Annotated in this window: 17 protein-coding genes; 15 read left to right on the top strand and 2 right to left on the bottom strand. The window is 39.3% G+C overall.

Features of this window, described 5'->3' with window-relative positions:
- Positions 1–4: 4 nt before the first annotated feature.
- The 4 genes from nrdR (at position 5) to K2X50_08435 (ending at position 6,822) form a co-directional block, all read left to right on the top strand.
- The gene (gene nrdR, locus K2X50_08420; protein ID MBX9587266.1) at positions 5–484 is read left to right on the top strand and encodes a transcriptional regulator NrdR; all 480 of its coding nucleotides are present in this window, start codon (positions 5–7) and stop codon (positions 482–484) included.
- Entirely contained in the window at positions 465–908 is a 444-nt protein-coding gene (gene nusB, locus K2X50_08425; protein MBX9587267.1) for a transcription antitermination factor NusB, read from the top strand. Before nrdR ends, nusB begins: the two co-directional genes overlap by 20 nt.
- Positions 909–956: 48 nt before the next feature.
- On the top strand, positions 957–1,460 hold the full coding sequence (locus K2X50_08430) for a phosphatidylglycerophosphatase A (protein ID MBX9587268.1): 504 nt from the start codon (positions 957–959) through the stop codon (positions 1,458–1,460).
- 802 nt (positions 1,461–2,262) lie between these two features.
- Positions 2,263–6,822 (top strand): ankyrin repeat domain-containing protein, encoded by a 4,560-nt coding sequence (locus K2X50_08435; GenBank protein ID MBX9587269.1) that lies wholly within the window; start codon positions 2,263–2,265, stop codon positions 6,820–6,822.
- Positions 6,823–6,920: 98 nt separating this feature from the next.
- Here K2X50_08435 and K2X50_08440 read toward each other — a convergent pair whose 3' ends face one another.
- On the bottom strand, positions 6,921–7,133 hold the full coding sequence (locus tag K2X50_08440) for a hypothetical protein (GenBank protein ID MBX9587270.1): 213 nt from the start codon (positions 7,131–7,133) through the stop codon (positions 6,921–6,923).
- Between the two features lie 180 nt (positions 7,134–7,313).
- Here K2X50_08440 and K2X50_08445 point away from each other — a divergent pair, with 180 nt between their 5' ends.
- Entirely contained in the window at positions 7,314–11,969 is a 4,656-nt protein-coding gene (locus K2X50_08445) for an ankyrin repeat domain-containing protein (GenBank protein ID MBX9587271.1), read from the top strand.
- Between the two features lie 206 nt (positions 11,970–12,175).
- Complete coding sequence (rpmE, locus tag K2X50_08450; protein ID MBX9587272.1) at positions 12,176–12,391, top strand: 50S ribosomal protein L31; 216 nt, start codon at positions 12,176–12,178, stop codon at positions 12,389–12,391.
- A gap of 72 nt (positions 12,392–12,463) precedes the next feature.
- Here the strand turns inward: rpmE and gltA are convergent, their stop codons facing one another.
- Positions 12,464–13,744 (bottom strand): citrate (Si)-synthase, encoded by a 1,281-nt coding sequence (gene gltA, locus K2X50_08455; protein MBX9587273.1) that lies wholly within the window; start codon positions 13,742–13,744, stop codon positions 12,464–12,466.
- Positions 13,745–14,015: 271 nt separating this feature from the next.
- On the opposite strand from gltA, the gene sdhC reads away from it, so the two are divergent.
- The 9 genes from sdhC to K2X50_08500 form a co-directional block, all read left to right on the top strand.
- A complete protein-coding gene (gene sdhC, locus K2X50_08460) occupies positions 14,016–14,393 on the top strand; it encodes a succinate dehydrogenase, cytochrome b556 subunit (GenBank protein ID MBX9587274.1) in 378 nt (125 codons plus the stop codon).
- A 5-nt stretch (positions 14,394–14,398) separates the two neighbouring features.
- Positions 14,399–14,731 (top strand): succinate dehydrogenase, hydrophobic membrane anchor protein, encoded by a 333-nt coding sequence (gene sdhD / locus K2X50_08465; GenBank protein ID MBX9587275.1) that lies wholly within the window; start codon positions 14,399–14,401, stop codon positions 14,729–14,731.
- Positions 14,732–14,762: 31 nt separating this feature from the next.
- On the top strand, positions 14,763–16,523 hold the full coding sequence (gene sdhA, locus K2X50_08470; GenBank protein MBX9587276.1) for a succinate dehydrogenase flavoprotein subunit: 1,761 nt from the start codon (positions 14,763–14,765) through the stop codon (positions 16,521–16,523).
- A 2-nt stretch (positions 16,524–16,525) separates the two neighbouring features.
- Positions 16,526–17,224, top strand: coding sequence for a succinate dehydrogenase iron-sulfur subunit (locus K2X50_08475; GenBank protein MBX9587277.1), 699 nt, complete (start codon positions 16,526–16,528; stop codon positions 17,222–17,224).
- A gap of 52 nt (positions 17,225–17,276) precedes the next feature.
- A complete protein-coding gene (locus K2X50_08480; GenBank protein ID MBX9587278.1) occupies positions 17,277–20,084 on the top strand; it encodes a 2-oxoglutarate dehydrogenase E1 component in 2,808 nt (935 codons plus the stop codon).
- Between the two features lie 17 nt (positions 20,085–20,101).
- A complete protein-coding gene (odhB, locus tag K2X50_08485) occupies positions 20,102–21,325 on the top strand; it encodes a 2-oxoglutarate dehydrogenase complex dihydrolipoyllysine-residue succinyltransferase (GenBank protein ID MBX9587279.1) in 1,224 nt (407 codons plus the stop codon).
- A gap of 9 nt (positions 21,326–21,334) precedes the next feature.
- The gene (gene sucC / locus K2X50_08490) at positions 21,335–22,504 is read left to right on the top strand and encodes an ADP-forming succinate--CoA ligase subunit beta (GenBank protein ID MBX9587280.1); all 1,170 of its coding nucleotides are present in this window, start codon (positions 21,335–21,337) and stop codon (positions 22,502–22,504) included.
- Between the two features lie 2 nt (positions 22,505–22,506).
- Positions 22,507–23,379 carry a succinate--CoA ligase subunit alpha gene (gene sucD / locus K2X50_08495; protein ID MBX9587281.1) on the top strand — a complete coding sequence of 291 codons (873 nt, stop codon included), beginning with the start codon at positions 22,507–22,509 and terminating at the stop codon, positions 23,377–23,379.
- A 263-nt stretch (positions 23,380–23,642) separates the two neighbouring features.
- The coding region (locus K2X50_08500) for a tetratricopeptide repeat protein (GenBank protein ID MBX9587282.1) at positions 23,643–26,155 on the top strand (2,513 nt) is incomplete at its 3' end.

The raw sequence follows: 26,155 nt of genomic DNA on the forward strand, positions 1-26,155 counted from the left end.
ATTTATGCATTGTCCATTTTGTCGTGTTGATGATACAAAAGTGATTGATTCACGTCTTGTAGGTGGCGGAAATCAAGTGCGCCGTAGACGCGAATGCAATGAATGTCGTGAACGATTTACAACGTTTGAAATGCCAGAATTACTGATGCCTTACGTGATTAAACGAGATGGCTCGCGAAATCCTTTTGATGTCGATAAAATGCGTCAAGGTATGTTGCGGTCATTAGAAAAACGGCCTGTGAGTGTTGAAGCCTTTGATGCAGCGGTGAATGCAATTTTACGTCGTTTACGAGAGACAGGCGAAAGAGAAGTGCATTCGTCTATGATCGGCGAATTAGTGATGGAAGAATTACGAAACTTGGATCAAGTGGCCTATGTGAGATATGCTTCTGTTTATCGTAGTTTTGAAGATGTTAACGCATTTCGCGAAGAAATTTTACGTTTAGAATCGAGTGAAGAAACTGATGAAGAAATTCCGGCCTAAAGAACGTCGTCGAGCACGTGAACTTGCTATGCAAGCTATTTATCAATGGCAAATGACAGAAGAATCCCCATTAGAAATTGAAGTTCAATTTCATCAAAATAATAATATGAGTAAAGTGGATGTCGAATATTTTGCTGCAATTTTACGGGGGGTGACCCAAAACACAGAAAACATTGATCATTTAATATTATCATCGGCCAACCGCACATTAAAAGATTTAAATCCTGTGGAATTAGCCCTGTTGCGCGTTGCTGTTTATGAATTTTTATTTGAAAAAGATGTGCCCTATAAAGTGGTGATTAATGAAGCGCTTGAAATGGCGAAAAAATTCGGTGCGATCGAAGGTTTTAAATATGTTAATGGGGTTTTAGACGCAATTGCACAGCATGTTTTTTTAGGTAAGGAATTGCCGAATAAGGAATAGAGGGCATTGAGTGACCAAAATAGACAAAATCATAAGCCGGGAGATGCTGTGACAAGAACAGAAATCTACCGCAAAGTCTGGACTGATCCGCGCTATTTTATTTGCTATGGCTTGGGAAGCGGTCTGCTTCCTAAAATGCCTGGTACTTGGGGTACGGCAATGGCTGTTCCCGTTTATTGTGTGTTAGCTAAACTTCCAGTGATTCCTTACATGCTCTGTATCATGTTACTGGGGCTTTATGCTATCAGCGCGTGCGATCAATTATCTAAAGAAATTGGGGTTCATGATGACCCGGGTATGAACATTGATGAATTCATTGGCTATCTTGTTACGATGATAGGGATGCCGGTGACAGGCTGGGCTGTTGTTTTAGGATTCGCGTATTTTCGTTTGTTTGATATTTGGAAGCCATGGCCCATTCGATGGTTCGATAAGAACGTTGGCGGTGGGTTTGGCATGATAATAGATGATGTGATCGCGGGCCTAGCCGCTATGATTGCTTTGCATATCACGGGCTGGATAGGGGCTATCGTCCTCCCAAAGATTTTATAAAACACTTAAGTATTTTTGCATAATACGTTGATTTTAAAGTAAATATCACCAATATCAGTTTTTCTCGCCCCTTGTTATTCACATAACCTGTGGATAACTTTGTGGATAAGGCTTCAATAATAGGTGTATCTGCTTGATCTTAGAGGAAGTTTATTAGATTGGTTAGAGATTCATCACAATGGCCAAATTCTTTTATTTTCAATTACTTACGATATTTGTTGTGTCTAGTGATTGAGGTGTCATTGCTAGGTTATTCAGAATTGCGAATCATTGTGTATAACTCACTGATTTTTTGATTAAAAGAGGGTTCTTGAAGGTGTCAGATCTAAGAATAGGTGACTGTTCACAACCAGTGGTAGTAAATCTAAATGGATAAGAAATTTAGATGGCATTATTCTTAGGTCTGACACCTTCACTTGTAGACCTGCACCCTAAGATTACAAGAAATTGGGATATTTGCTGATGAAGATTTGCAGCATTAGCCCGCCAAACCTGATAATATTAATAAAAAATATCAAATCAAGACACCGCCTTGACATTTTGGAGTAAAAATGTTAGGATTTCACTGTAGTCATTCTTCTAGGCTACATCGCAATGGGGAGGGGACCAAGGAAGGTTCTAAGAGTTTTTAGCTTGGTCAGTTTTCATATCCACACCCAGCACTGCGGTGCTTTGATATTTCCGCAGCCGTTAGGGGATTTTGCCACTTAGGTTTGACCGTGCTATTATAGAATAAAACCATGGAGAAAACATACTAAATATGGTATAAAGTTCCTATAATTAGACGACTGAGATTACAACCGTGCAGAAATTTCGAAACAACATCTCCGCCCTATTGCCTAATTTTATAAGCGAAGCTATCCCTGCTTTGGGCACAACGGATAGAAAACATCCGAGCAAAATCATTGAAGCGGCAATTCAATCGGTAGTATCCGGAGCCTCTTGGGTCGAAGCTGAAGAAAAACTCAAAAGTAGCTACGCCAATTCTCCGGAGTTGGTTGATAACCACTATGGCTTGATATTAGAGGCATTTTTTTTACAAGCTAAAATAATGCTCGAACCTAACATGAAAAGCGTTCATTGCAATTTTGTTACGGAAAATATGGCGAATGCCTTTTTGAGTTTTTTAGCGTATTTTCTTCCTATACAAGAAGACGTTTATCCTCGTCAGGAAGTTAACATTATTACATTGACGTCAGAGCAATTTCATTTTTGCAATATTTATTATAATAGCCTTTGTAAGGATGGCTTATCATCAATGATTGCAGATCACTATTTGTTAAAATCCTTGAGATCGGATGAATTTGATTATAGCCTTAGATTCATTAAGGGAATTATACCTGGTGAAAACGGCTCACGTCGTCAAAATTTGCGGCCATGTAATCGACGTTCTCATACAGTAACGCATGAGAAGAAAGTCGTAGAAAGGTTTAGTAAAACTCCGATGTATTCTGCCAAAGAAAAACAAGGGTATTCACAAATACAGTCTGCGACACTAATTGATAAAAGATTGAGAAGTTCAGTTTTTGGTGTGTTTAAAAAACGAACTGATAAATTATATGGGGTAATGACTCATTGTGACGATGCTCTATTGAATCGGTTACTCACTCGAGATAGGGGCACTGTAAGTAGACCTTTTGATGTGGATCTTAACAATCAAGATATAGCGGTTTTTTCAGAGGCATGGCGAAACGATGTGGGTGTTTACTCGCCAAAAAATTTAGAAGAATTTAAAAAACAAAATCTAGATCTTCGAGAAAAGATTGGGGGCACAAATGAAGTTTTAGCGCGATTACGCTACAATCCGTATCGAACAGTAGTTTGTATTTGTGCAGATACCCCGGAAGCACGATGGTTAGCTTATGATTTTTCCCAAGAATTACTACAAGAGTTTATTCGTTATGCAAAAGCCAATAAAATTCGCGTAAATCCAAATTTCAAAATTCCAATACTATTTTATATGCCGAATAATAAAACTAAGCAGCATCGAGTCTTTTTCTATACGGAGTCAATGCGTTTGAAAGACATTTATCATGCGAAGAAAATAAATCAAGATGAAAACTTGCGAAGACTGAGATTTCTAAGTTTAGATTACGAATTTATGCTTGGTGTAGGTGATATTAGCGTCGAACTATTGTTGAAGCCAGGTAGTAACAAAGATTCTTGCTTAGCAGTTGAGATGATAGATAGCGGTTATATCAGAATGTTGATGCGATTGTTACGGCCAAATAGACTTGCCAATGATTTATTCGATCAATTATTAAAGAGAAAATTTATTGGCCTAAATGATTCTATTATTGTTCACTTATTTGAGGTGGATGAATTTGATATTGCCAGAAAGTTAATGCAAGAGACGAATTCACAATTTAGGTATTTATGTTTCCGAGGGAATACGTACTACACTTACTTGTTAGCTTATGGAACACCTCGACAACTGCATGAAGTACAACGATATTATATTCCACAAAGTACTCTTATTCGTGATACAGTCATTCGTGGCTATTGGAATGCTCTAATATTATATATTAAAGAATATCCATCTGAAGAGACAAAAAAAATCTTAGGAAATTTATTGTTATTATTTTACATTCACGATCAATATTATTCTCAAGCTCGATTTTTGATAAAATTAGGCGCTGATGTGTCGGTATGCGATGAACGTGGTGTATCGTTGATTGTTACTTCGGCGAGATTTAAAAGTTGGCGTATGGTATCTTTATTTTCTCAAAAAAATACTGACTCTGAAGATAATGCGCAATATGGAGAAGCTCTAATTTATGCGCTTGCTGACAAGCAAATGCAGATCGTCTCTAGATTATTATCAGCCGGTGCAAAACCTCCCGCCAACCCCCCAGTTTATCTGTGGAAAGATGCTGCTTCTATAATAGAGATAATCGAGCTTGTTTCTCGACATGATCTAAAAGATCGCCTCTTGCCCTTTTTTAAAGGTTGTAGAATTTATTGGCATGAATTTGAGACCTGGTTTATAGAGTGTTGTGAAAAAAAATATTATCACTGTATAGAGTATGTTTTTGCGATAGGCCTAGATCCTCAATATATCATGATGAATAATTCTAATGTGATTTCAGGCTTAATTATTGATGAGGAATTTAACATTGCAAATAAACTGCATATAGCGAGTAAAAAAGATATATTTATTTTGAAATACGGAGAAGATTTGCTAGTGGATCATGTTATTGCAGCTGGGAAATACAGCCAGTTTGAATATTGTGGTGTTGAAAGAATGTTAATTTATATGGCTAAAAACAGGAATTGGGACAGATTGATTCACTGGCTGGGCGCCGTTAAAGTAACGCAAGGACTTGATGAGAGTATATTAAATAAAATTGTGCAGGCTTTGCGTGAACAGCTTAGTAGTTGGAAGAATTCCGATTGGGTTTCTCTGCGTGAATTAGTTGAGAAATATGGACAAGATTTTAATCCTATATTATTAAGAAAAGTACTCGTTTTTGCCCTTGATAAAAAGCAATTATTATTTGCGCATTATTTATTGTTAAAGGGTGCTGAATGGTCTGTCATTAAGCGATCTGAATTTCCTATTTTATATGCGGCTCAAATGGGACTGTGGGATATAGTGCGCGAGTTGGCTCAAGATGGAATCGTTGAGAATGCAACAGTAGAGTATAGTAACGTTTTGTCACTAGTGATATCTAGCCAAAAAACTGACATTGCGAGAATGTTACTAGATCGAGGAATAATTCTAATATGGGAATGTGCGGGTCATTTTTATCCTCTGCCTTCTGATAAACTTTATCAGCTCATCGATATAGGCACTAGCTTATCACCTAAAGAATTCAATGCGCTTTACTTTCAGTATTTATATCAGTCTCTTGTTGAGATGTTAGTATTGTGGCCTCGTGTTAATTCTGAAATAATATTACATGAGGGAAAGTCTGACACCTTAGGGTTGGGTCCATTAGCTGTAGTAATGATTAAAATTGGTTGTTTTTCTGAGTTAATTAAGCTTTTGGCAAATGATGAGGTTATGGCTAAGGCAGTGATTCAATCATGTAAAGTGAGAAGTTTTCTTTCGCATGATACATCTTTTATTTCAGAATGCATCTGCGCTAGTGCTTTTGAGTTGGCTGATCAGCTTTTAGAGGCAACACGTACGGATAAGAAATCTTTGCGATATGGCAATAAATCTTTATTAGATTATTTACTTGAGAATGGAAATTTGTCGCATTGGATTTATTATGGTATTGGCGACATCGTGTATAGGATGGCACAGAAAAGGGAGTGGGGGAAAGCTTTGGATGTCATCGGGAATAACAGTGCTTTATTTAATCGGCAAGTTTTAGGAAAATTGCTATTTGAGGCATGTAACCAAAATGAAATACTGCTCGCTAAATTGTTGTTAGGCAAGGGTGCGGATACTACGGTTTTGATTGATAGTGTGCCAATGTTATTTAATTTAGCAAATGCCTTGAAATGGGATCTAATCAATTTATTTTGTGATTATGATTCTGATGAAAAAGATGATGCGCAATATGGTTATGCTGCGGTAATAGCTTTTAGGCATAAGCGAGTTGATTTGGCGTTAAAGTTATTATCTCGGGGCGCGCTTCCTGTGCATTTAGCGAATTTTGAATCCTCGTTGTTTTATGCGGTTAAATATGAATTGATTGATTGGATTCCTCGATTAATAGAAAGTGAGAAATGGGGTTGTAACAGTCCGAAATGGGTTTGTTCCGGTGCTGGTGTGTACCTCATGCCCTGGCGATGTGCTTTGGATCACCCTGGCTATAACAACATTGTATTTGCGCGAGATTATGCTGAGGCTAAAAGTAATACTCTGGTTAAATCGTTTTTTGAAGCCTTTTCTCAGCTTTATTATACGCCCCCTCTTGAACGAGATTCTAATAATGACTATCTTGAACGAGTTCATACTACGCAACTATTTTTAGAAACTGCCGTTCAAGAAGATGTGCAGTTCGCAACGCAGCGCGTATTGAAATATGCTAAGCATTATAAATTAATTTCTGAAGATGAAAATAATGTATTGAAAGTGTTTGAAGTGATTGGATCTTCTTGTTATTGGGCTATCAAAAATTATCCATCTACAACCAAGAAAGTAATATACAAGACTTTTCGTGCTGTCTTGGAAAGAGCTTTAGAAGATAACAAGGAGGTTATGAGACAATTTGGAATTACATTTTTTGCGCGTGAGTTGCCTGATAAAGAATATGTTGCTCGAATAGTATCTCGGTTGGTAAATGATGAGGTTAATTCATATGAAGACTACTTATCAAAAGTTAAGTCGGAGAATGAGACAGGTTGTCATTCAGAAGAAACTCTTGATGATGGGCAGAGTTTGATTGGCCAAGCTCTTGTTCCCTGACGTCCTTCTTTGCTCTAAACGGGCGTGCAATTCCCTGAGGTGGCAATTCCTGAGCAGATGATAAGATTACCGTTTTTAGATGACAAACGCTGAAGGTCTTAAGAGGTTTCAGAGCTTTCAGCTTTCTCAGTTTGCATATCCATACCACAGCACTGTGGTGACTTAATTTTTCCGCATCCGTTGGCGCATTTTGCCACTTGGATGATTGTTCCGTCTTCTTTTGTGATTTTGTCAGGTACAAGCTCGGCATTGCATTTCGCGCAGGTCATACCCTTAACAGCCATATCGCATTTTTCACAATGATATTGCATAAGAAATTCCTTCTATATAAAAGTTGATGTCATCACCATGGGTTGAATTATAGCATAGATAAGGGCAGGTTCTGCCCCCTATCTATGAACACCTATCGGTTCAATGGATTGCGCTATTTCTCTGGAAATAACTACTTAAATATGATATAAAGGTTGAGGTCATAATAAGAGAGTTAAGACGTGCAAAAATTACAAAGCAAAATCGGAAATTTTTGGCATAATTTTTTGCAGAGTCGAATGCGTCATAAATTAGCCTCAAATAGTGAAGTGAAGCAAGTACAGGAAGATATTAGACATATTACACATTGGAAAATTATCGAAGAGACAATTGCCACCGTAGTCTCTTGTGAAACAGAAAGTCAAAACAGTCATAATGCTTGGTTAAGCGTTGAAGGGATACTCAAAAGTAAAGTCGCCGAGTTTCCTGAATTAGCTGATAATCTATTTGGATTAGTGTTACATACCTTTATTTTACAAGCGAACATCAAACCACTACCTGAGATAGATTTGGTTGAAGTTCGTTTTTCAAATAATCAAACGGCTAAAGTTTTTATTAGCTTTTTATCACATTTCTTACCCATTCTAGAAGAAACCTATCCCCATCATGACGGCCAAATCATCACTTTAACCTCACAACAATTTCATTTCTGCAATCTTTATTTGAGCTCTAATTATGCCGGTGAATTAGCAGAAATAATTGCTGATCATTACTTGTTGAAATCATTACGCTCTGATGAATTTGATTATAGCCATAGATTTATTATGGGAATCATTCCCAATGAAAGAGGAACGCGCCGTCAAAATTTACGACCTTATACAAGGCGTACTCACACTGTCACTCATGAGAAAAAAATAGTAGCAAGACTTGATAAAAAGCCGATGTATTCCGAACGGGAAAAGCACGGTTTTTCTCAAATTCAATCGACCACGTTTATCGATACAAAAATGAGAAGTAGTGTTTTTGGGGCTTTTAAACAACGAACTAACAAACTATACGGTGTCTTAACTCATTGTAGTGATGCTTTAATGAATCGTCTCTTAACACGAGATAATGGAACCGTCGCTAGACCTTTTGATATATCACTTGATAATAATGACTTAGTAAAAGTTTCTGAGGAGTGGAAACGCAATGATATCATTTATTCTCCTAATAACATCGAAGAATTTAAAAAACAAAATCTAAAGCGTCGTGAAAAGCAGGGTGGAACTAACGAAGTTTTAGCTAGATTACGCTATAATCCTTTTCGTACGGTTGTGTGTATTTGTGCTGACACACTGGAAGCGCGATTACTGGCTTATGATTTTTCAGAAGAATTGTTTTTGGAATTCTCCTGCTACGCGAAAGCAAACAATATTAAGCTTAATCCACGCTTCAAAATACCCATTGTATTTTATTTGCCTTATGGTGGAGATTTAACTGGTAAAGTAAAACAGCATCGAGTACTTTTCTATAACGAATCTATGAGGCTGAGTGATTTAGCGCAGTCGAAATCGCTCTATGATAATGCAGAGATAAGAAGAGAAAAATTTTCACGGTCTGACTACGAGATCCTTTTAGGGCAGACGACAATCACTTTGGAAATGCTAATGCAGCCTGGCAGTGTCAATAATTCTTCGATAGCCATAGACATGGTTGATCGTGGTTATGTCAGGATGTTGATGCGATTGTTAAGATCTAATAATCTTAGAGAAGCATTATTCGATGAATTACTAAATCAAAAATTGATTAAGCAGAACGACTCTATTATTAGCCATTTCATAGAAGTAGAAGCTTTTGATATTGCAGATAAGTTATTACGAGAAACGAATTCGAATATTGATCAGCTGTTTTTTCGTGAGCGTACTCTAATTGAATATATACTTTCGTATGGAACGCCACGTCAAGTTGACTATTTATGTAATGGATCACAAGAACGACCTGTAAATCGTGCTGAAGAAATATTGCGTAAAATGGCTGAAAGTGGTTGTTGGCACACCATAAGGTTGTACCTAAAAGAATATCCTGTACAAGATAAAAAAGTTTTGGGGTCTTTTTTATCTGAACATTCTTGGCGAAAGATACTTTGTGATTCTAAATTTATTATTCAAAGAGGCGCTGATTTAACAGTTGTTAATAGGTTAAATCAAACGCCTATAGTTTTTGCTGCATCTAACAATGATTGGGAGCTAGTGTCATTAATATGTGCTCATTATACTGATTTTGATGGTGCGGCACAGTTTGGAGTGGCCCTTGTATTAGCTCTGTGCAAAAAGAAAATGAATCTTGTGGATAAATTATTGAGTGCGGGTGCAAAACCTCCGCAGGATTTTTATATGCACGATACTAAACAGTTAAAAGAACTGATTGTTTTTGTCGCCACACACAGTAAAAAAGAAACTTTTGCCCCTTTTATAAATGGCATTAAATTTTATTGGCATGATTCTAAAGAATTATTTTTGGATAGCTGCAGAGCTAAGAATTATTGTATTCCAGAATTTCTATTGACACTTGATCTTAAAGTGTATTTTTCGTCTAGTCTTCCGCGAAATGACCCGCTCATGTCGAGTCTTATTATTGATGAGCAATTCCAGATTGCTGATAAGCTGATTGAAGGAACTCGATCTGATAGATTTCAGTTAACTGAGGACAGCACTCTTTTGGCTGATCATATTATTGAAAAAGGAACTTTAAAGCAATTTAATTATATGGGCCAAGAAAAAATGTTTACTAGACTGGCTCAAATAACAATTATTCAAAACCGGAATTGGGGAAGACTGCGTCATTGGCTGGATCTCGTTGAGGCGTCGCAAGGACTGGATGAGAAATTTATTACACAGATAGTGAACAGTTTGTGTGCTTCCAGAGTGCACTGGCTGATTCCTGATTGGGTGGCGATGCGAAATTTTGTTGAGCAATATTTGAGTCATTTCAGCCCGGCATTATTAGGTAAGGTGCTCGTTATTGCATTTAATGATTCTCAGTTCTTATTCGCAAATTATTTATTAGAAAAAGGAGCGGATAGAACATCGATTAGAGAATTTAGATTTTCAATTGAATGTGCTGCCGAATGTAAAAAATGGGATTTCGTCCTTGTGTTATGTCAAAAGACTCCAGACGACGGTGAAGATGCTTTAATGTATGGCGAAGTCTTGCTCTCAGCGCTGAGATGTCGAGAAGCGGAAGTCGCGAAAAAGTTATTAGACCAAGGTGCAATACCCTCATGGAAGATTGCTGGAGGTGCTTATCCGTTGGCTACAATTGGATTTTATCAATTGATCGATAAAATAGGCAATCTATCGGATAGTGAGTTGGATAGCGCGATCTATCGATGTTATTTTCAATCTATTTCCGAGATGTTATTAACATTACCTGAGGTGTCATCATGGCAACTATTGTGGGAGGTGTATTCAGGAAGACCCTTTGCCATTGAAATGATTGAAAATGGTCATTCTACGACATTAATCACCCTATTAACAAAGCATGAATTATATACAACGAACGTCATTCGGTCTGCCAGCATTAGAAATTATCTTAAAAAGAACAATTCATTTATTTCTGAATGTATTTGCGAGAATAAATTTGCCTTGGCTGATAAACTTTTAAAAGCGACTCGTATAGATAAAGATAAATTACAATATAAAGGATATGGTTTAGCAGATCATCTGGTATATCACGGTACCTTTGAGCAATGGATGTATTTTGGGTTTGATGCCATTGTGCTTGAAATAGCTCAGAAAAAATATTGGGATTGGGTCATGGGTGAGATAGATAGAAATAGAAACCTTTTTGGTCCTGTTTTTCTGGGGAAATTATTCTATGAGGCCTGCCGGCAACAACAATCTCGATTTGCGAAGCGTTTATTAAGTTATGGCGCAGATGTGACGTACTCGATCGATTATAAGCCTCCTTTGGTTTATCTTGTGGATGAACAGCGTTGGGATTTTGTCGAGTTATTTTGTGACTACCCTTCCGATGAAAAAGATGATGCAGAGTATGGCTATGCAGTGGTTCAAGCGTTAAGAAATAATAAAGTTCAGCTTGCTAGAACTTTATTTGATCGAGGCGCTATTCATGTCGATCGTTCAAATATTTCCTCTTTGTTAGAGTCTGCTGTTTTTTATGCGGTAAAGCTTGATCTGATTGATTGGATTCCTCAGTTGATTAAATATGAATTAAGGCGAGGTGAAAAATCGGGCTGGGAAATAAAGGTAAATAAATATTCCGCTAGACAATTTCGACTTTGCCCATTTTCTTTCCATCAGATTTTATTGGCAAGAGATCTTGCTGAATTCAAAAATAATAATGAAATAATGAGTTATTTTGAAGAATTTAACAGTCTTGATTTCTCGGCTGGATGTAGTCTTGCTTCGTGGTATTGTGATGAATGGGATCACGAAAGAATATTAACCGCTCAATTTTTTATTGAAGCATTAGCGATGAATGAAGTTCAGTTTGCAGCGCATCGTCTAATAAAGTACGCGCTAAAATATAAACTAATTTCAATAGATGAGGGCAGCGTGTCTGCTGTATTAAGTAAAATTGCTTCCCATTGCTTTTATGCCATCAAAATTTATAACTCTGATATTAGAGAAACGATTTATCTTAATCTACGTCGAATTCTGGAACAGGAAATACAGTGTGGTAATATCCCTGCAAATGAAAATGCACATCATGGGAATCTGACGTTCTTTCCAAACAAATCGAGTGATAAATTGTTTGTGGCTCGCGTATTAAGCTCAATCAATGTCAATGAAATTAACAGCTATGCCGAGTATCTAAACCGGTCGGTTGTTCAGCGAGTAGAAGTAATTGAAGATGATCAAAAAATTTCGCCTGCCGTGCTTGTGTACGGTTAACCTTGGGAAGGGGTTCTGGGAAGGTGTCAGATCTAAGAATAGCGCATTCTTCTCAATCAACGGTAGCAAATCTAAACTAACGGGAATTATAAATGCGTTATTCTTAGGTCTGACACCTTCCTGCCTCCCTTCCAGCAATCTTAGGCTTGACCCCTGGTTCTTGGCTCTGGTAAGATCTACCCCTTTGACGATTAAAGAGACCGGACATGCAAACTGATATTCATCCTACGTATAATGAGATTAAAGTAAATTGTAGTTGTGGTGTTAATTTCACTACACACTCAACACGACCTGGCGATTTGCATATTGAAATATGCTCAGAATGCCATCCTTTCTATACTGGTAAGCAAAAGCTTATTGATACTGCGGGTCGTGTAGATCGCTTTAAACAGAAGTACGCGAAAAAACAAGAAAGTAAGTAGTAATTTTCCAATTTTGAGGCCTACCTACCCTCATTAAAAGCAGCTCTGGCCATTGGCTTGAGCTGCTTTTTTTTATCTTTTATCGATAGCTTCAACGTCCCGTTCTTTGGGGCCTGTATACAATTGGCGAGGACGGCCCAGTCGTCGATCAGGGTCGCTGATCATTTCGTGCCAATGGGAGATCCAGCCTACAGTCCTAGCGATGGCAAACATCACGGTGAACATGGTGCTTGGGATGCCGATCGCGCTGAGGGTGATCCCTGAGTAGTAATCGACGTTAGGATAGAGTTTTTTCTCTACAAAATACTCGTCTTCGAGCGCAATTTTTTCAAGTTTCATCGCAAGTTTAAACAAAGGATCGTCACGACGACCTGTTGCTTCCAACACTTCGTAACACGTTTGTTGCATCACTTTCGCTCGAGGATCGTAGTTTTTATACACGCGGTGACCAAATCCCATTAAACGGAAAGGGTCGTTTTTATCTTTTGAGCGTTTGAGGTATTCATTAATGTGTGATTCGTCACCAATTTCGTGGAGCATATTTAAGCAAGCCTCATTCGCACCGCCGTGGGCACGGCCCCAAAGTGCGGCAATTCCCGCTGAAATACAGGCAAAAGGATTGGCGCCTGTTGATCCGGCAAGACGCACTGTGGAAGTTGAAGCATTTTGCTCGTGATCGGCGTGCAACGTGAAAATGCGATCGATGGCTCGAACTAATACTGGATTGGGTTTGGATTTTTGTGTAGGTACGCTGAACATCATGTTCAGGAAATTCTCGGCATACGACATGTCATTTTCAGGATAAACAAAGGGATCACCTATGGAATATTTATAGCACATCGCTGCAATGGTAGGCACTTTTGCGATCACGCGATAAGCAGATTTCATTCGGTGCTCAGGATTATCGATGTCCAATGAATCATGATAAAAGGCAGAGAGTGCGCCAATCACACCAACCATCACGGCCATTGGGTGAGCGTCGCGTCTAAAGCCGTTTAAGAAACCATGAATTTGTTCGTGAACCATCGTGTGCCCATTGATTTGTTGCACAAAATCTTGGTGTTCTGCTTGAGTAGGCAATTCTCCGAATAACAGTAAGTGGCAGACTTCCATAAAATCGCATTGTTCTGACAGTTGGTCGATGGGGTAGCCACGATAAAGTAGAACGCCGGCTTCGCCGTCAATGAAAGTGATTTTTGATTCGCAAGACGCTGTTGACATATAGCCAGGGTCGAATGTGAAAATGTTGTTTTTTGCAAGCGAGTGAATATCGATTACATCTGGGCCCAATGTTCCGTGACGTACGGGTAAATCAAGCGTTTGATTATTAAATGTTAACTTACAACTATCCATTGAGGCTCCTAAAGCATTTAATCAGATATCATTATAGCACGGCATACATTGTCGCGTGAGAGTGGTGATGGGGTCAAGTCTTGAAATGTGAATTAAGCTATCAGAGATCAGAAAAACTATTGATTGCACTCTGTTGAGTAATTGCTTAATTCATATTTCAAGGCTTGCCCCCCTTTTCCCCTTTGCGTGAGAGGAGTTGCTGCTGTTTTTTCGAATCTCGTGTGATATGATTCAAAGGAAACCGTCATTGATATCACAACAGGGAATGATTATGGTCAGACACTCTCGACCCGTGAATTTGAATTTGTTGACAATCAAACAGCCTATAACGGCTTTGTTGTCCATATTTCATCGTATAACAGGCATTTTACTATTTTTATCTTTACCCCTGATCCTATGGTCTTTAGGCCTGACTTTGTCTGGTGAGGCGGGCTTTAACACAATGGCTAGTTATTTAGCTGAACCCTTCGGGAAGTTGATCGCCTTAGCGCTATGGTTTTTTGTTTCATTTCATTTGTGCGCTGGCATACGGCATCTTGTGATGGATATGGGGTATGGCGAATCATTACGAGTCGCGCGAATAAGCGCGATGATTGTGATCTTATTGACAGGCATCTTGGTTATTCTAGGAGGGATTTGGTTATGGTAGATAATGTGACCAGTCTAAGCCGAAATGGTGTCCGCGATTGGATTATCCAGCGAGTCACCGCAGTTGTTATGGCTATATATAGCGTGGTGATTTTGGCCAATGTATTATCGGCAGATCGCTTAAGTTATCAGTTTTGGCACGATGTTTACCATAATACCGCCGTTCGCGTGTTGAGTGTTTTGGTGATTTTGAGTCTAGTTTTCCATGCTTGGGTCGGAATGTGGACGATTTATACTGATTATATTAAGGTGGTTTGGTTACGCTTAGTTTTGCAGATCTCTACTATACTGGGATTGATGGGAATTATGGTGTGGAGCGTTTTGATACTATGGTCGTAGCGGTGTTTTATCAGCAGGGGAGTGAGTAAGTATGCCTATTTCTGAACAATATTTTGATGCAGTCATCGTGGGTGGTGGTGGTGCTGGTTTGCGTGCATCACTTCAATTAGCGCAATCCGGATTAAAAGTTGCGTGCATTTCTAAAGTTTTTCCAACGCGATCTCATACTGTTTCTGCTCAAGGTGGAATTAATGCTGCATTAGGAAATACCGACGGACAAGATGATTGGCGTTGGCACATGTTTGATACGATTAAAGGTTCGGGATTTTTAGGTGATCAAGATGCGATCGAATATATGTGTAAACACGCGTCTGCGAGTGTTTACGAATTGGAACATATGGGACTGCCATTTTCTCGAAATGAAGACGGAAAAATCTATCAACGCGCTTTTGGTGGGCAAACATTAAATTTTGGTGGCGAACAAGCACATCGAACCTGTTGTGCTGCAGATCGAACCGGACACGCTATGTTGCATACCTTGTATCAACAAAATATTGCGCACAAAACAACTTTTTATTCAGAATGGTTAGCCGTTGATTTAGTCAAAACAAAAAATGGCGGTGTTGCCGGTGTTATTGCTTTGTGCATTGAAACCGGTGAAATGGTTTTTTTACGTTCTCGCGCAACCGTGTTAGCAACCGGAGGTGCCGGAAGAATTTTTTATAGTACAACCAATGCTTATACATGCACGGGTGACGGATTAGGCATGGTATTACGTGCGGGATTCCCTGTTCAAGATATGGAAATGTGGCAATTTCATCCGACCGGAATTGCAGGTTTTGGAGTACTAATTACCGAGGGTTCTCGGGGCGAAGGTGGGTATCTTATTAATAAAAATGGTGAGCGTTATATGGAACGCTATGAACCACATCTTAAAGATTTGGCGTGTCGAGATGTGGTTGCTCGTGCATCGATGATTGAAATTCGAGAGGGACGTGGTTGTGGTCCGAACGGTGATTATGTCTTGTTAAAATTAGATCATTTAGGATCTGAAGTTTTAAAAACGCGCTTACCCGGAATTACCGAGCTTGCAAAAACATTTGCGGGCGTTGATCCTGCAAAAGATCCGATTCCTGTTGTTCCTACCTGTCATTATATGATGGGTGGAATTCCGACGAATGTACACGGACAAGCGTTGACTGTGAATGAAAAAGGCGAAGATCAAATTATTGATGGATTATTTGCAGCAGGTGAATGTGCTTGCGTTTCTGTACACGGCGCGAATCGTTTAGGTGCAAATTCTTTGTTGGATATTGTTGTGTTTGGTCGAGCGGTTGGATTATTTTTAGAAAAATCCTTACGTGAAAAAGAAAAGGCTCCGGCTGTTGATCAAGATGATATTGATAAAGCACTTTCTCGAATTCAGCGTTGGGAAAATTCAGATTCAGGTGAAGATGTTCCAACCTTACGTCTAGAATTGCAACGTGTAATGCAAGAAGATTTTGGCGTTTTTCGTGATGGTCCTTCTATGGAAAATGGTTTGGGCCGACTTGAAGCAATTCAAAAACGCATTGCGCAAGGGCATTTAAAAGATAAAAGTAAAGTTTTTAATACGGCACGTATTGAAGCGTTAGAGTTAGATAATTTATTGGAAGTTGCAAAATCAACGGCAGTTTTAGCAGCTAAACGACAAGAAAGTCGCGGTGCGCATTCACGATTGGATTTTCCAAAACGTGATGATAAAAATTGGCTAAAGCATTCCCTCTATTTTGATGATGGTCGATTGGCTTTCCGATCGGTAAACATGACGCCCAATGAAGTTGACCCCATTCCTTTAACTGAGAGTGAGTAACAATGATTTTTTCAATTTACCGCTTTAACCCTGAAACAGATGCAAAACCAAGAATGCAAGATTTCGAACTCGATCTTAGCAAAGTTCGAGGAATGATGTTGCTGGATGCTATCGAAGCATTAAAAGCAGTAGACCCCACGTTGGGGATTCGTCGATCTTGTGGTGGCGGTGTTTGTGGATCTGATGGTATGAATATTAATGGGAAAAATGGACTGGCTTGTATCACGCCACTTCATCAACTTCCTGAAAAAGTAGTACTCAGACCTCTGCCAGGATTACCTGTTATTCGTGATTTAATTGTCGATATGACGTCGTTTTATAAACAATATGAGCGTGCAAAACCGTATTTACAAAATGATGAGCAACCTCCAACGACTGAACGTCTGCAATCTATCGAAGACTCTGAAAAACTTGACGGACTCTATGAGTGTATTTTGTGTGCGTGTTGCACTACGGCATGTCCATCATGGTGGTGGAATCCTGATAAATTTATGGGTCCTGCAGCTTTATTATGGGCCTACCGTTTTATTGTTGATACCCGAGATAATCAAACGGAAAGTCGATTGGCTGCATTGCAAGATGCGTTTAGTTTATATCGTTGTCGCACCATTATGAATTGTACGACAGTCTGCCCTAAAGGATTAAATCCTGCAAAAGCAATAGGTGAAATACGTAAAGAAATTTTAAACGAGGCTGTTTAATAAGGTTAGCAGTGCCCGTAAATGCGGGAACTCCTAAAGAAAGGTTGTAAAAATGCAAAAAAAATCGATGCAAGAATTTTATAATACATCGTATTTATCCGGTGGTAGTGCTGCGTATGTTGAAGGTTTATACGAAAATTATCTTAAAAATCCTCAGTCAGTGAGTCAGGAATGGCGAGAGTATTTTACTCAATTGCCTAAAGTGAAAGGGGCTGATGGTTCTGATATTTCTCACGATGATATTAGACAATATTTTGCTGAGATTGTGCGCAAACCTAAAAAATCGATGATGATTTCTGCGGATGTTCATGGGGAGCGTAAACAACGGTGCGTTGATCAATTGATCACTGCGTATCAAGTCCACGGACATCTTGCGGCGCATTTTGATGCTCTAGATTCACCACGTCCTGAAGTAAGCGATTTACAATTAGCCTCTCATGGCTTATCTGACGCTGATTTGAAAAATAAATTTTCTGCGCCTGAATTAATGGGCGTTCCTCAATCGACGCTCCAAGATATTATTGCTCGATTGAAAGCGACTTATTGCGGTTCTATTGGTGCTGAATTTATGTACATCACTGAGCCCGATGAATTTGCATGGGTAAAATCTCGTTTTGAATCGTACGGAAATTCGTATCAATTACCGAATGAGACTAAAATAAAAGTTCTCAAAGAATTGACCGCCGCTGATGGATTAGAAAAATATTTAGGATCTAAATATCCAGGACATAAACGTTTTTCTTTAGAAGGTGGGGATAGTTTTATACCTTTTATTCAAGCAGTCGTTGAAGAATCTGGAGCACATCAGATCGAAGAAGTTGTATTTGGTATGGCGCATCGTGGTCGATTGAATATGTTAGTGAATGTGATGGGGCAACCCCCTAAAGAATTATTTCAAGAATTTGAAGGCACCCGAGAATTTGGATTAACCTCTGGCGATGTTAAATATCACCTTGGATATTCTTCCGATATTGAAACGTTATCGGGTCGACCGGTTCATTTATCGTTATCATTTAATCCTTCTCATTTGGAAGTGATTTCATCAGTTGTTTTAGGATCGGTTCGTGCTCGTCATGATCGACATCATGATGGACTAGGTTCTAAAGTGATGGCAGTTTTGGTGCACGGTGATGCAGCAATTTCGGGGCAGGGTATTGTGATGGAAACATTAAATATGTCACAAACTCGTGCTTACTGTACTCGTGGATCTGTGCATATTGTGATTAATAATCAAGTTGGATTTACGACGAGTTTTCACGATGATGCTCGTTCAAGTAAATATTGTACCGATATTGCTAAAATGATTAATGCCCCTGTATTTCATGTGAATGCTGATGATCCAGACGCAGTGGTATTTCTTGCAAAATTAGCCGTTGATTATCGACAAAAATTCAAGAAAGATATTTTTATTGATATTGTTGGTTATAGGCGTCACGGTCATAATGAAGCGGATGAACCCAGTGCATCTCAACCATTAATGTATAAAAAAATTAAAGCACATCTTACGCCACGTGAATTATATGCTCAAAAATTAGTGGCTGCTGGTGTTGTGAGTCAAGCAGATGCAGACAAATTCGTAGATGATTACCGAAATGCTTTAGATAAAGGCGAGATAGTTGCTCGAACGACTACTGGAGCAGGCCACAAATTAGCCAAAGCATTTGTGCCATATTTAGGCGAAGAATGGCAAAAATCGGTTGATACCACTGTCAGTGAAGCTACCATAAAAAAACTCGGAAAATTATTGTACACATTGCCCGAGAATTTTAATGTTCAACGTCAAGTGGGTTTAGTGGTTAATTCTCGATTGAAAATGGCTGAAGGTGAAATACCCTGTGATTGGGGATTTGCTGAAGTATTAGCGTATGCGACACTCGTTCACGAAGGTTATAATGTGCGAATGTCAGGACAAGACTGTAGGCGTGGTACATTTGCGCATCGACATGCAGCTTTGCATGATCAAGAAACAGGAGAAGTTGTTGTTCCTCTGCATCAATTCAATACTGAAAAAGCAGATTTTCAAATTTATGATTCATTATTATCTGAATTCGGTGTGATGGGCTTCGAGTTCGGCTATGCAATGGCTGCGCCTAAAGGACTGGTGATTTGGGAAGCACAATTTGGTGATTTTGGAAATGGTGCACAAGTTGTTATTGATCAATTTTTAAGTTCTTCTTGGCAGAAATGGAAACGTATTTGTGGTTTGGTTCTTTTATTGCCACATGGATATGAAGGAATGGGGCCAGAGCATTCATCTGCACGATTAGAGCGTTATTTGCAATTATGTGCACAAGACAATATGCAAGTGTGTGTTCCAACGACGCCTGCGCAAGTGTTTCATATGTTACGTCGTCAAGTTATTCGTCCTTATCGCAAACCATTAATTGTTATGACACCAAAAAGTTTATTGCGTCATAAATTAGCGGTTTCTTCAATGAGCGAATTAACAGAAGGGCAATTTAATTTAGTTATTCCTGAGATAGATGAAATTAACCCACAAAAAGTGCGCAAGGTGATCATTTGCTCTGGTAAAGTGTATTATGATTTATTGGAAGAGCGGCGCGCACGCGAATTAAAGGATGTTGCGATTATTCGGGTTGAGCAATTGTACCCGTTCCCCTACGATGAATTTAAAGCGATTATCGCGCAATATGAAAAAACGACGGATTTTGTGTGGTGTCAAGAAGAGCCTCAAAATCAAGGCCCTTGGTTTATTACACGACACCGTTTAGTGAATTGTTTAACAAAGAATCAAACACTGCGATATGCGGGAAGAGCTGCCTCGGCCGCCCCTGCAGCGGGTTATCCTGCACTGCATAAACAGCAGCAAGTTGATTTGGTCAATGATGCATTATCGTAATTATTTAAGGAAAATACATGAGTCATGATATTAAAGTACCTGTGCTACCAGAATCAGTAGCCGACGCGGTTGTCGCAAAGTGGTATAAAAAACCAGGCGATACCATTACTCGCGATGAAAAATTAGTGGATCTTGAAACTGATAAAGTCATGTTGGAAGTTCCGGCTGTTGCTGACGGAGTGCTGGCTGAAATTATAAAAAATGAAGGCGACGTTGTAAAAGCCGAAGAAATATTGGGACGAATTTCTGCAGGAGAAGGAAAGGTAGCTGCGAGTGCTCCGGCATCCGCACCTGCACCCGCATCAAAATCCGCTGTAGCTGAACAACCAAACGCGGCTGCTTCGACTGTTGAAAAACCAAGTTCTGGTGCAGAAGCTATTATCGCTGAATTAAGTCCTTCATTACGTCGAATGATTACTGATAAAAATATTGATGTCACGAAAATTAAAGGCACAGGAAAAGGCGGTCGGATTGTTAAGGAAGATGTTGAAAAATTCTTACAAGCACCTACATCTGCTGCTGAATCTGTAGTTGCAGGTGATCGAACAGAAAAACGTGTTCCGATGTCACGATTGCGTGCAAAAATTGCTGAGCGTTTAGTGGCTGCACAACATAATGCAGCGATGTTGACGACGTTCAATGAAATTAATTTGCAAAAAATAATTGATTTACGTACGCATTATAAAGACCAATTCGAAAAAACACATGGCGTGAAATTGGGCTTTATGTCGTTTTTTGTGAAAGCCGTTATTGAAGCGTTAAAACGATTCCCTTCTGTGAATGCATCAATCGATGGAACGGATGTTATTTATCACGGATATTTTGATATCGGTATTGCTGTTTCAACGCCTCGTGGTCTTGTTGTTCCCGTGTTACGTGATGCGGATCAACTGAATATGGCTGGTATTGAAAAAGGGATTTATGATTATGCGGTGCGCGCTCGTGATGGAAAATTAGAACTTGAAGAAATAACGGGTGGTACTTTTACAATTACAAATGGCGGTGTTTTTGGCTCTATGCTTTCAACACCTATTTTGAATCCACCTCAAAGCGCAATTTTAGGAATGCATAAAATTACCGAACGCGCTGTGGTGGAAGAGGGCAAAATTGTCATTCGACCAATGATGTATGTTGCATTATCGTACGATCATCGTATTATTGATGGTCGTGAATCTGTGGGTTTTGTAGTCGCGATTAAAGAATTGCTCGAAGAACCTTCTCTATTATTACTAGACATTTAAGAGGCGACAATGAATCTACATGAGTATCAAGCCAAATTATTATTTGCAAAATATGGTTTACCTGTACCCCGTGGTCATGCCGTATGGAATGTTGAAGAGGCGGTGAGTGCAGCCGAAACACTTGGTGGCGAACGCTGGGTTGTGAAGGCACAAGTACACGCCGGTGGACGAGGAAAAGCGGGCGGTGTCCGTTTAGTCAAAGGAAAAACCGAATTAATTGATGCTGTTAAAGCGTTAATTGGCACTCGGCTTGTGACGTATCAAACGGATGCACAGGGTCAGCCAGTCAATCAAGTTTTAGTTGAAGAATTAAGTGATATTGAACGCGAGCTTTATTTAGGTGCGGTGATTGATCGTGCACGTCAGCGCGTTGTCTTTATGCTATCTACAGAAGGCGGTGTAGAAATAGAAAAAGTCGCGCACGAAACGCCAGAGAAAATTTTTACCATAACTGTAAATCCATTGTTGGGAATATTGCCTTTTCAAGCACGTGAAGCTGGATTTAAATTAGGTTTAAATCCTGAATTAATGAAACAATTAGGCGTGATTTTATCGGGTTTATATCGTTTGTTAATTGACCATGATTTATCATTATTAGAAGTCAATCCTTTAATCGTGACCAAGCAAGGTAATTTAGTTTGTTTGGATGGTAAAATTAATGTCGATGGCAGTGCGCTGTATCGTCAGGAAGAAATTCGACAAATGCGCGATCCTTCACAAGAAGATGAACGTGAAAATCGTGCTGCACAATGGGAATTAAATTATATTGCATTAGATGGCGATATTGGATGTATGGTTAATGGTGCGGGATTAGCGATGGCTACCATGGATTTAATTAAATTATCCGGCGGAAATCCAGCGAACTTCTTGGACGTTGGTGGTGGTGCTACCAAAGAGCGTGTTACTGAAGCATTCAAAATTATTTTATCGGATACTAAAGTAAAAGGTGTATTGGTGAATATTTTTGGTGGAATAGTTCGTTGTGATTTAATCGCAGAAGGAATTATTGGTGCTGTTGCTGAAGTTGGCATTAGTGTACCCGTTGTCGTTCGTTTAGAAGGCAATAATGCTGATTTAGGTGCTAAAAAATTAGCCGAAAGTGGATTAAATATTACACCGGCAACGAGTTTTACTCATGCCGCTCAAGAAATTGTTGCACTAGTGAAAGGTGGGAAATAAGCATGAGTATCTTTATTAACAAAAATACAAAAGTAATTTGCCAAGGTTTTACCGGAAAGCAAGGAACTTTTCATTCTGAACAGGCGATTGCTTACGGAACAAAAATGGTCGGTGGTGTTACGCCGGGTAAAGGTGGCTCAGAACATCTTAATTTACCTGTGTTTGATACGGTACGTGATGCCGTAGAAAAAACGGGCGCTGATGCGAGTGTCATTTATGTTCCTGCACCTTTTTGCAAAGATTCAATTATTGAAGCCGTTGAAGCAGGTATTAAATTTATCGTGTGCATTACCGAAGGAATTCCTGTTTTAGATATGTTGCTCGTCAAAGCCTGCATTGATCAATACGATGTCCGATTAATAGGCCCGAATTGTCCCGGTGTTATTACTCCTGGTGAATGTAAAATCGGAATTATGCCAGGCAGTATTCATTTGCCAGGAAAGGTCGGTATTGTTTCTCGATCAGGAACGTTGACGTATGAAGCGGTTAAACAAACAACTGATTTAGGATTTGGTCAAAGTACTTGCGTTGGAATTGGTGGTGATCCAATTCCAGGAACTAATTTTATTGATGTGCTCGCTGAATTCGAATCTGATCCACAAACCGAAGCGATTATTATGGTCGGTGAAATCGGTGGTTCTGCTGAAGAAGAAGCCGCTGAATTTATCAAATCCTACGTCTCAAAACCTGTGGTTTCCTATATTGCAGGTGTGACGGCTCCTGCAGGCAAGCGCATGGGCCATGCCGGTGCAATTATTGCCGGAGGCAAAGGTACTGCTGCTGAAAAATTCGCCGCCCTCGAAGCCGCTGGTGTTGCTATCGTCAAATCTCCTGCGGATATGGGTAAACGTTTAGCTGAAGTGACTGGCTGGTAATTTTCGGCGTCGCGTCTTGAGTTGTGATAGGTTTTTGTAAACCTATCACACCTGGATATTGCATAAACAGCAAAAATTCCCAGGATTCAGGGCCCATAATAAACTGATCCCGCGAGCCTTTTAAAATTATATAAATAGATATTAAATTCACCACCAACTCTAAAGCATACAACGCAATTAGCAGCCTATGAATTGTATTGTGAAATATTTGATATATATTATACAATCGTACACATTGACATAACTATGATAGGGAAGTAGGCATGAAATGGACTCGCACACTCGATGACCAAGACATGAGGTCAACTGTTAATGCGCTCAATACTCAAATGCCCTCACAGCCCTTACAAATGTCCAACAATGCCAGTGTATCACAGCCAGGAACATCTCTTTCATTTACATCTTTGTGGCAGCTTCCTGCAAAACTTTCAGTATTCACGGGACGCAAACAACCTTTATCTGAATTAACAAACCTGTTTCTCCGTTCTACTAACCAATTATTAATTCAGCAGGCACCTCAGATCACAGGCACGGGCGGTATTGGTAAAACACAATTAGCAATTCAGTTTGTACACCAGCTGCTGGTTTCAGGGCACATAAAAACCGTTATATGGTTAAACGCTGATACCAGCGGCGTGGATCAAATCAATATTGAATTCCTTCGATTAGCACGAGCCTTGGGAATTGATACGAAACCTCTTGATCAAGCTGGCATTGTTCGATGTGTCTATCACGTTCTTAGTCAACAACCAAAGGTCCTTGTGGTTTTCGACAGTGCTACGCGATATGAAGACGTTATTAAATATTGCCCTCCTGATAATAGCCCTATACGCCTGTTAGTCACAACACGAGATGATCACCGTTGGGCCGAGCAATTTTCTCAATGCCCACTATCAATATTTAGTTTAGAAGAAGCTGTGGAATACATTTCAAAGGTCTTAGTTGAACCTAAAGTTTCTCGCGAAGATGCTGAAAAATTGGCAGTATGCTTAGGGTGCTTTCCTTTAGCTTTAGCGCAGGCCATCGGTTATATACTCACACGCAATATCGACATTAATACTTATATCGAGCTATATGAAAGCAAAAAAACCACACGAAAAAAATTACTGGATACGCGACCTTTGTCCGAGGATCTTCATCAAGAAACTTTATGGATCGCAGTGAGTTTATCGTTGGAGCGTATAGAAAATCTCAATACGCAAAATATCATAGCAGCTCTTTCCTATATGGCGCCTGAGATGCCAATAACAGGAGATTTTGTTGAAACGTGGACTCAAGAAACTGCTCAGAACCAACAAGCAATCAGAGCAATGCGGCAATTTGGAATAATTTCGACAGAGAAAGGAACAAGGTCAATTCGAATTCATCAAATGGTTCAAGAAGTTATACGACTCAATCATGATGAGATTGCGAAGCAAAATATTCTTGCAATGTTAGTTAGCAAGCTTTTCACTTTTCTAAGTGTCAGCACAAATCCACTCGAACATGAAAATAGGCTGATCGTAATGATGGCACATGCTTTATCGGTAAATACAATGCTGGCCTCTCACGATTGCTTTAATGATCTTGGTATGATGCTCAAATTAGCCTGCCTGGAGATACGCGTTGTTGAGGCAAAAAAGGAGCTTGGACAGAATCAAGAAGCATTAAAACATGGACTGATGGCCTTAGAGATTTTAGATTCAGTGCCTGAGTTTGATCAAGGGTATGCTGCTACGCTCATCAGTCATATTGGTTTATGTTATCAAAATATAGGCAAAGCAGAAGAGGCATTACCCTATCACGTACGCGCACAGAAAATATTTGAATCTAAGTATGAAGGTAATGATATCGTTAGCGCTACCGGAACAATAAATGTAGCCGGATGTTACTATTTGCTCGGCCAGGTTCAAAAAGCCCATGAGATATTATCTAGCCTCCTTCCAAAACTAGAAAAGGTTTCTAATCTCTCAATAAATGTATTATTAATTAACTTATCATCAACTTTTCGGGAACTGGGTGATTCAGAAAATGCCATTAACCTTTTAAAGCGTGGACTGGAGGCTCAACGTAAAATATATGGTGATGATCATCCTGAAATTGCAATAATATTAAACAACCTTTGTGCAATATATGCAGAACTTGATCAATCATTATTAGCGCTGCCACTCATTGAGAAAGCACTTGCAATAAATGAAGAGCGATTTGGCAAAGACCATCTTGAAGTTGCCAAAACATTAGACATTATGGGCAATGTATATTGTGGGGCAGGTCTGCCTCAAGAAGCCAAAAACGTACTTAAACGTGCGCTAAATATCCGTGTTCAACAATTAGGGGCTCAACATCCCCAAGTGGCTCTTACTAAGTTTAATTTAGCAAATGCGATTATGGACCTCGCCGATACAAATGAGGCGAAAGTTTTACTTGATGAAGCCTTACTTATCCAGCAGCAATATTATGGGGGATATAGCCCTGAAGCCGGTCGAACACTGCATATTTTAGGTAATGCTTATCACGATCAAGGTAATCTTGATAAAGCGATTGAGTCAATGACTCTAGCAATTAAAATATTAGAACGTAATTTTGGTGCAGAACATCGTGAGTTGGCGAAAGTTTATAATGATATTTCCTGCATTTATTTAGATCGTCGTCTAATGTTATTAGCTCGTGAATCAGGAGAAAATGCGCTGAGAATATTTGAAAAAACTCTAGGGCCTGATCATATTGAAGTGGCTAGAACATTAAATAATCTAGCCAATATGTGTAGGGTAGAAAAGCAACTACACAAAGCGCTATC

The sequence above is a fragment of the Gammaproteobacteria bacterium genome, assembly GCA_019748175.1.
Taxonomy (GTDB): domain Bacteria; phylum Pseudomonadota; class Gammaproteobacteria; order JAIEPX01; family JAIEPX01; genus JAIEPX01.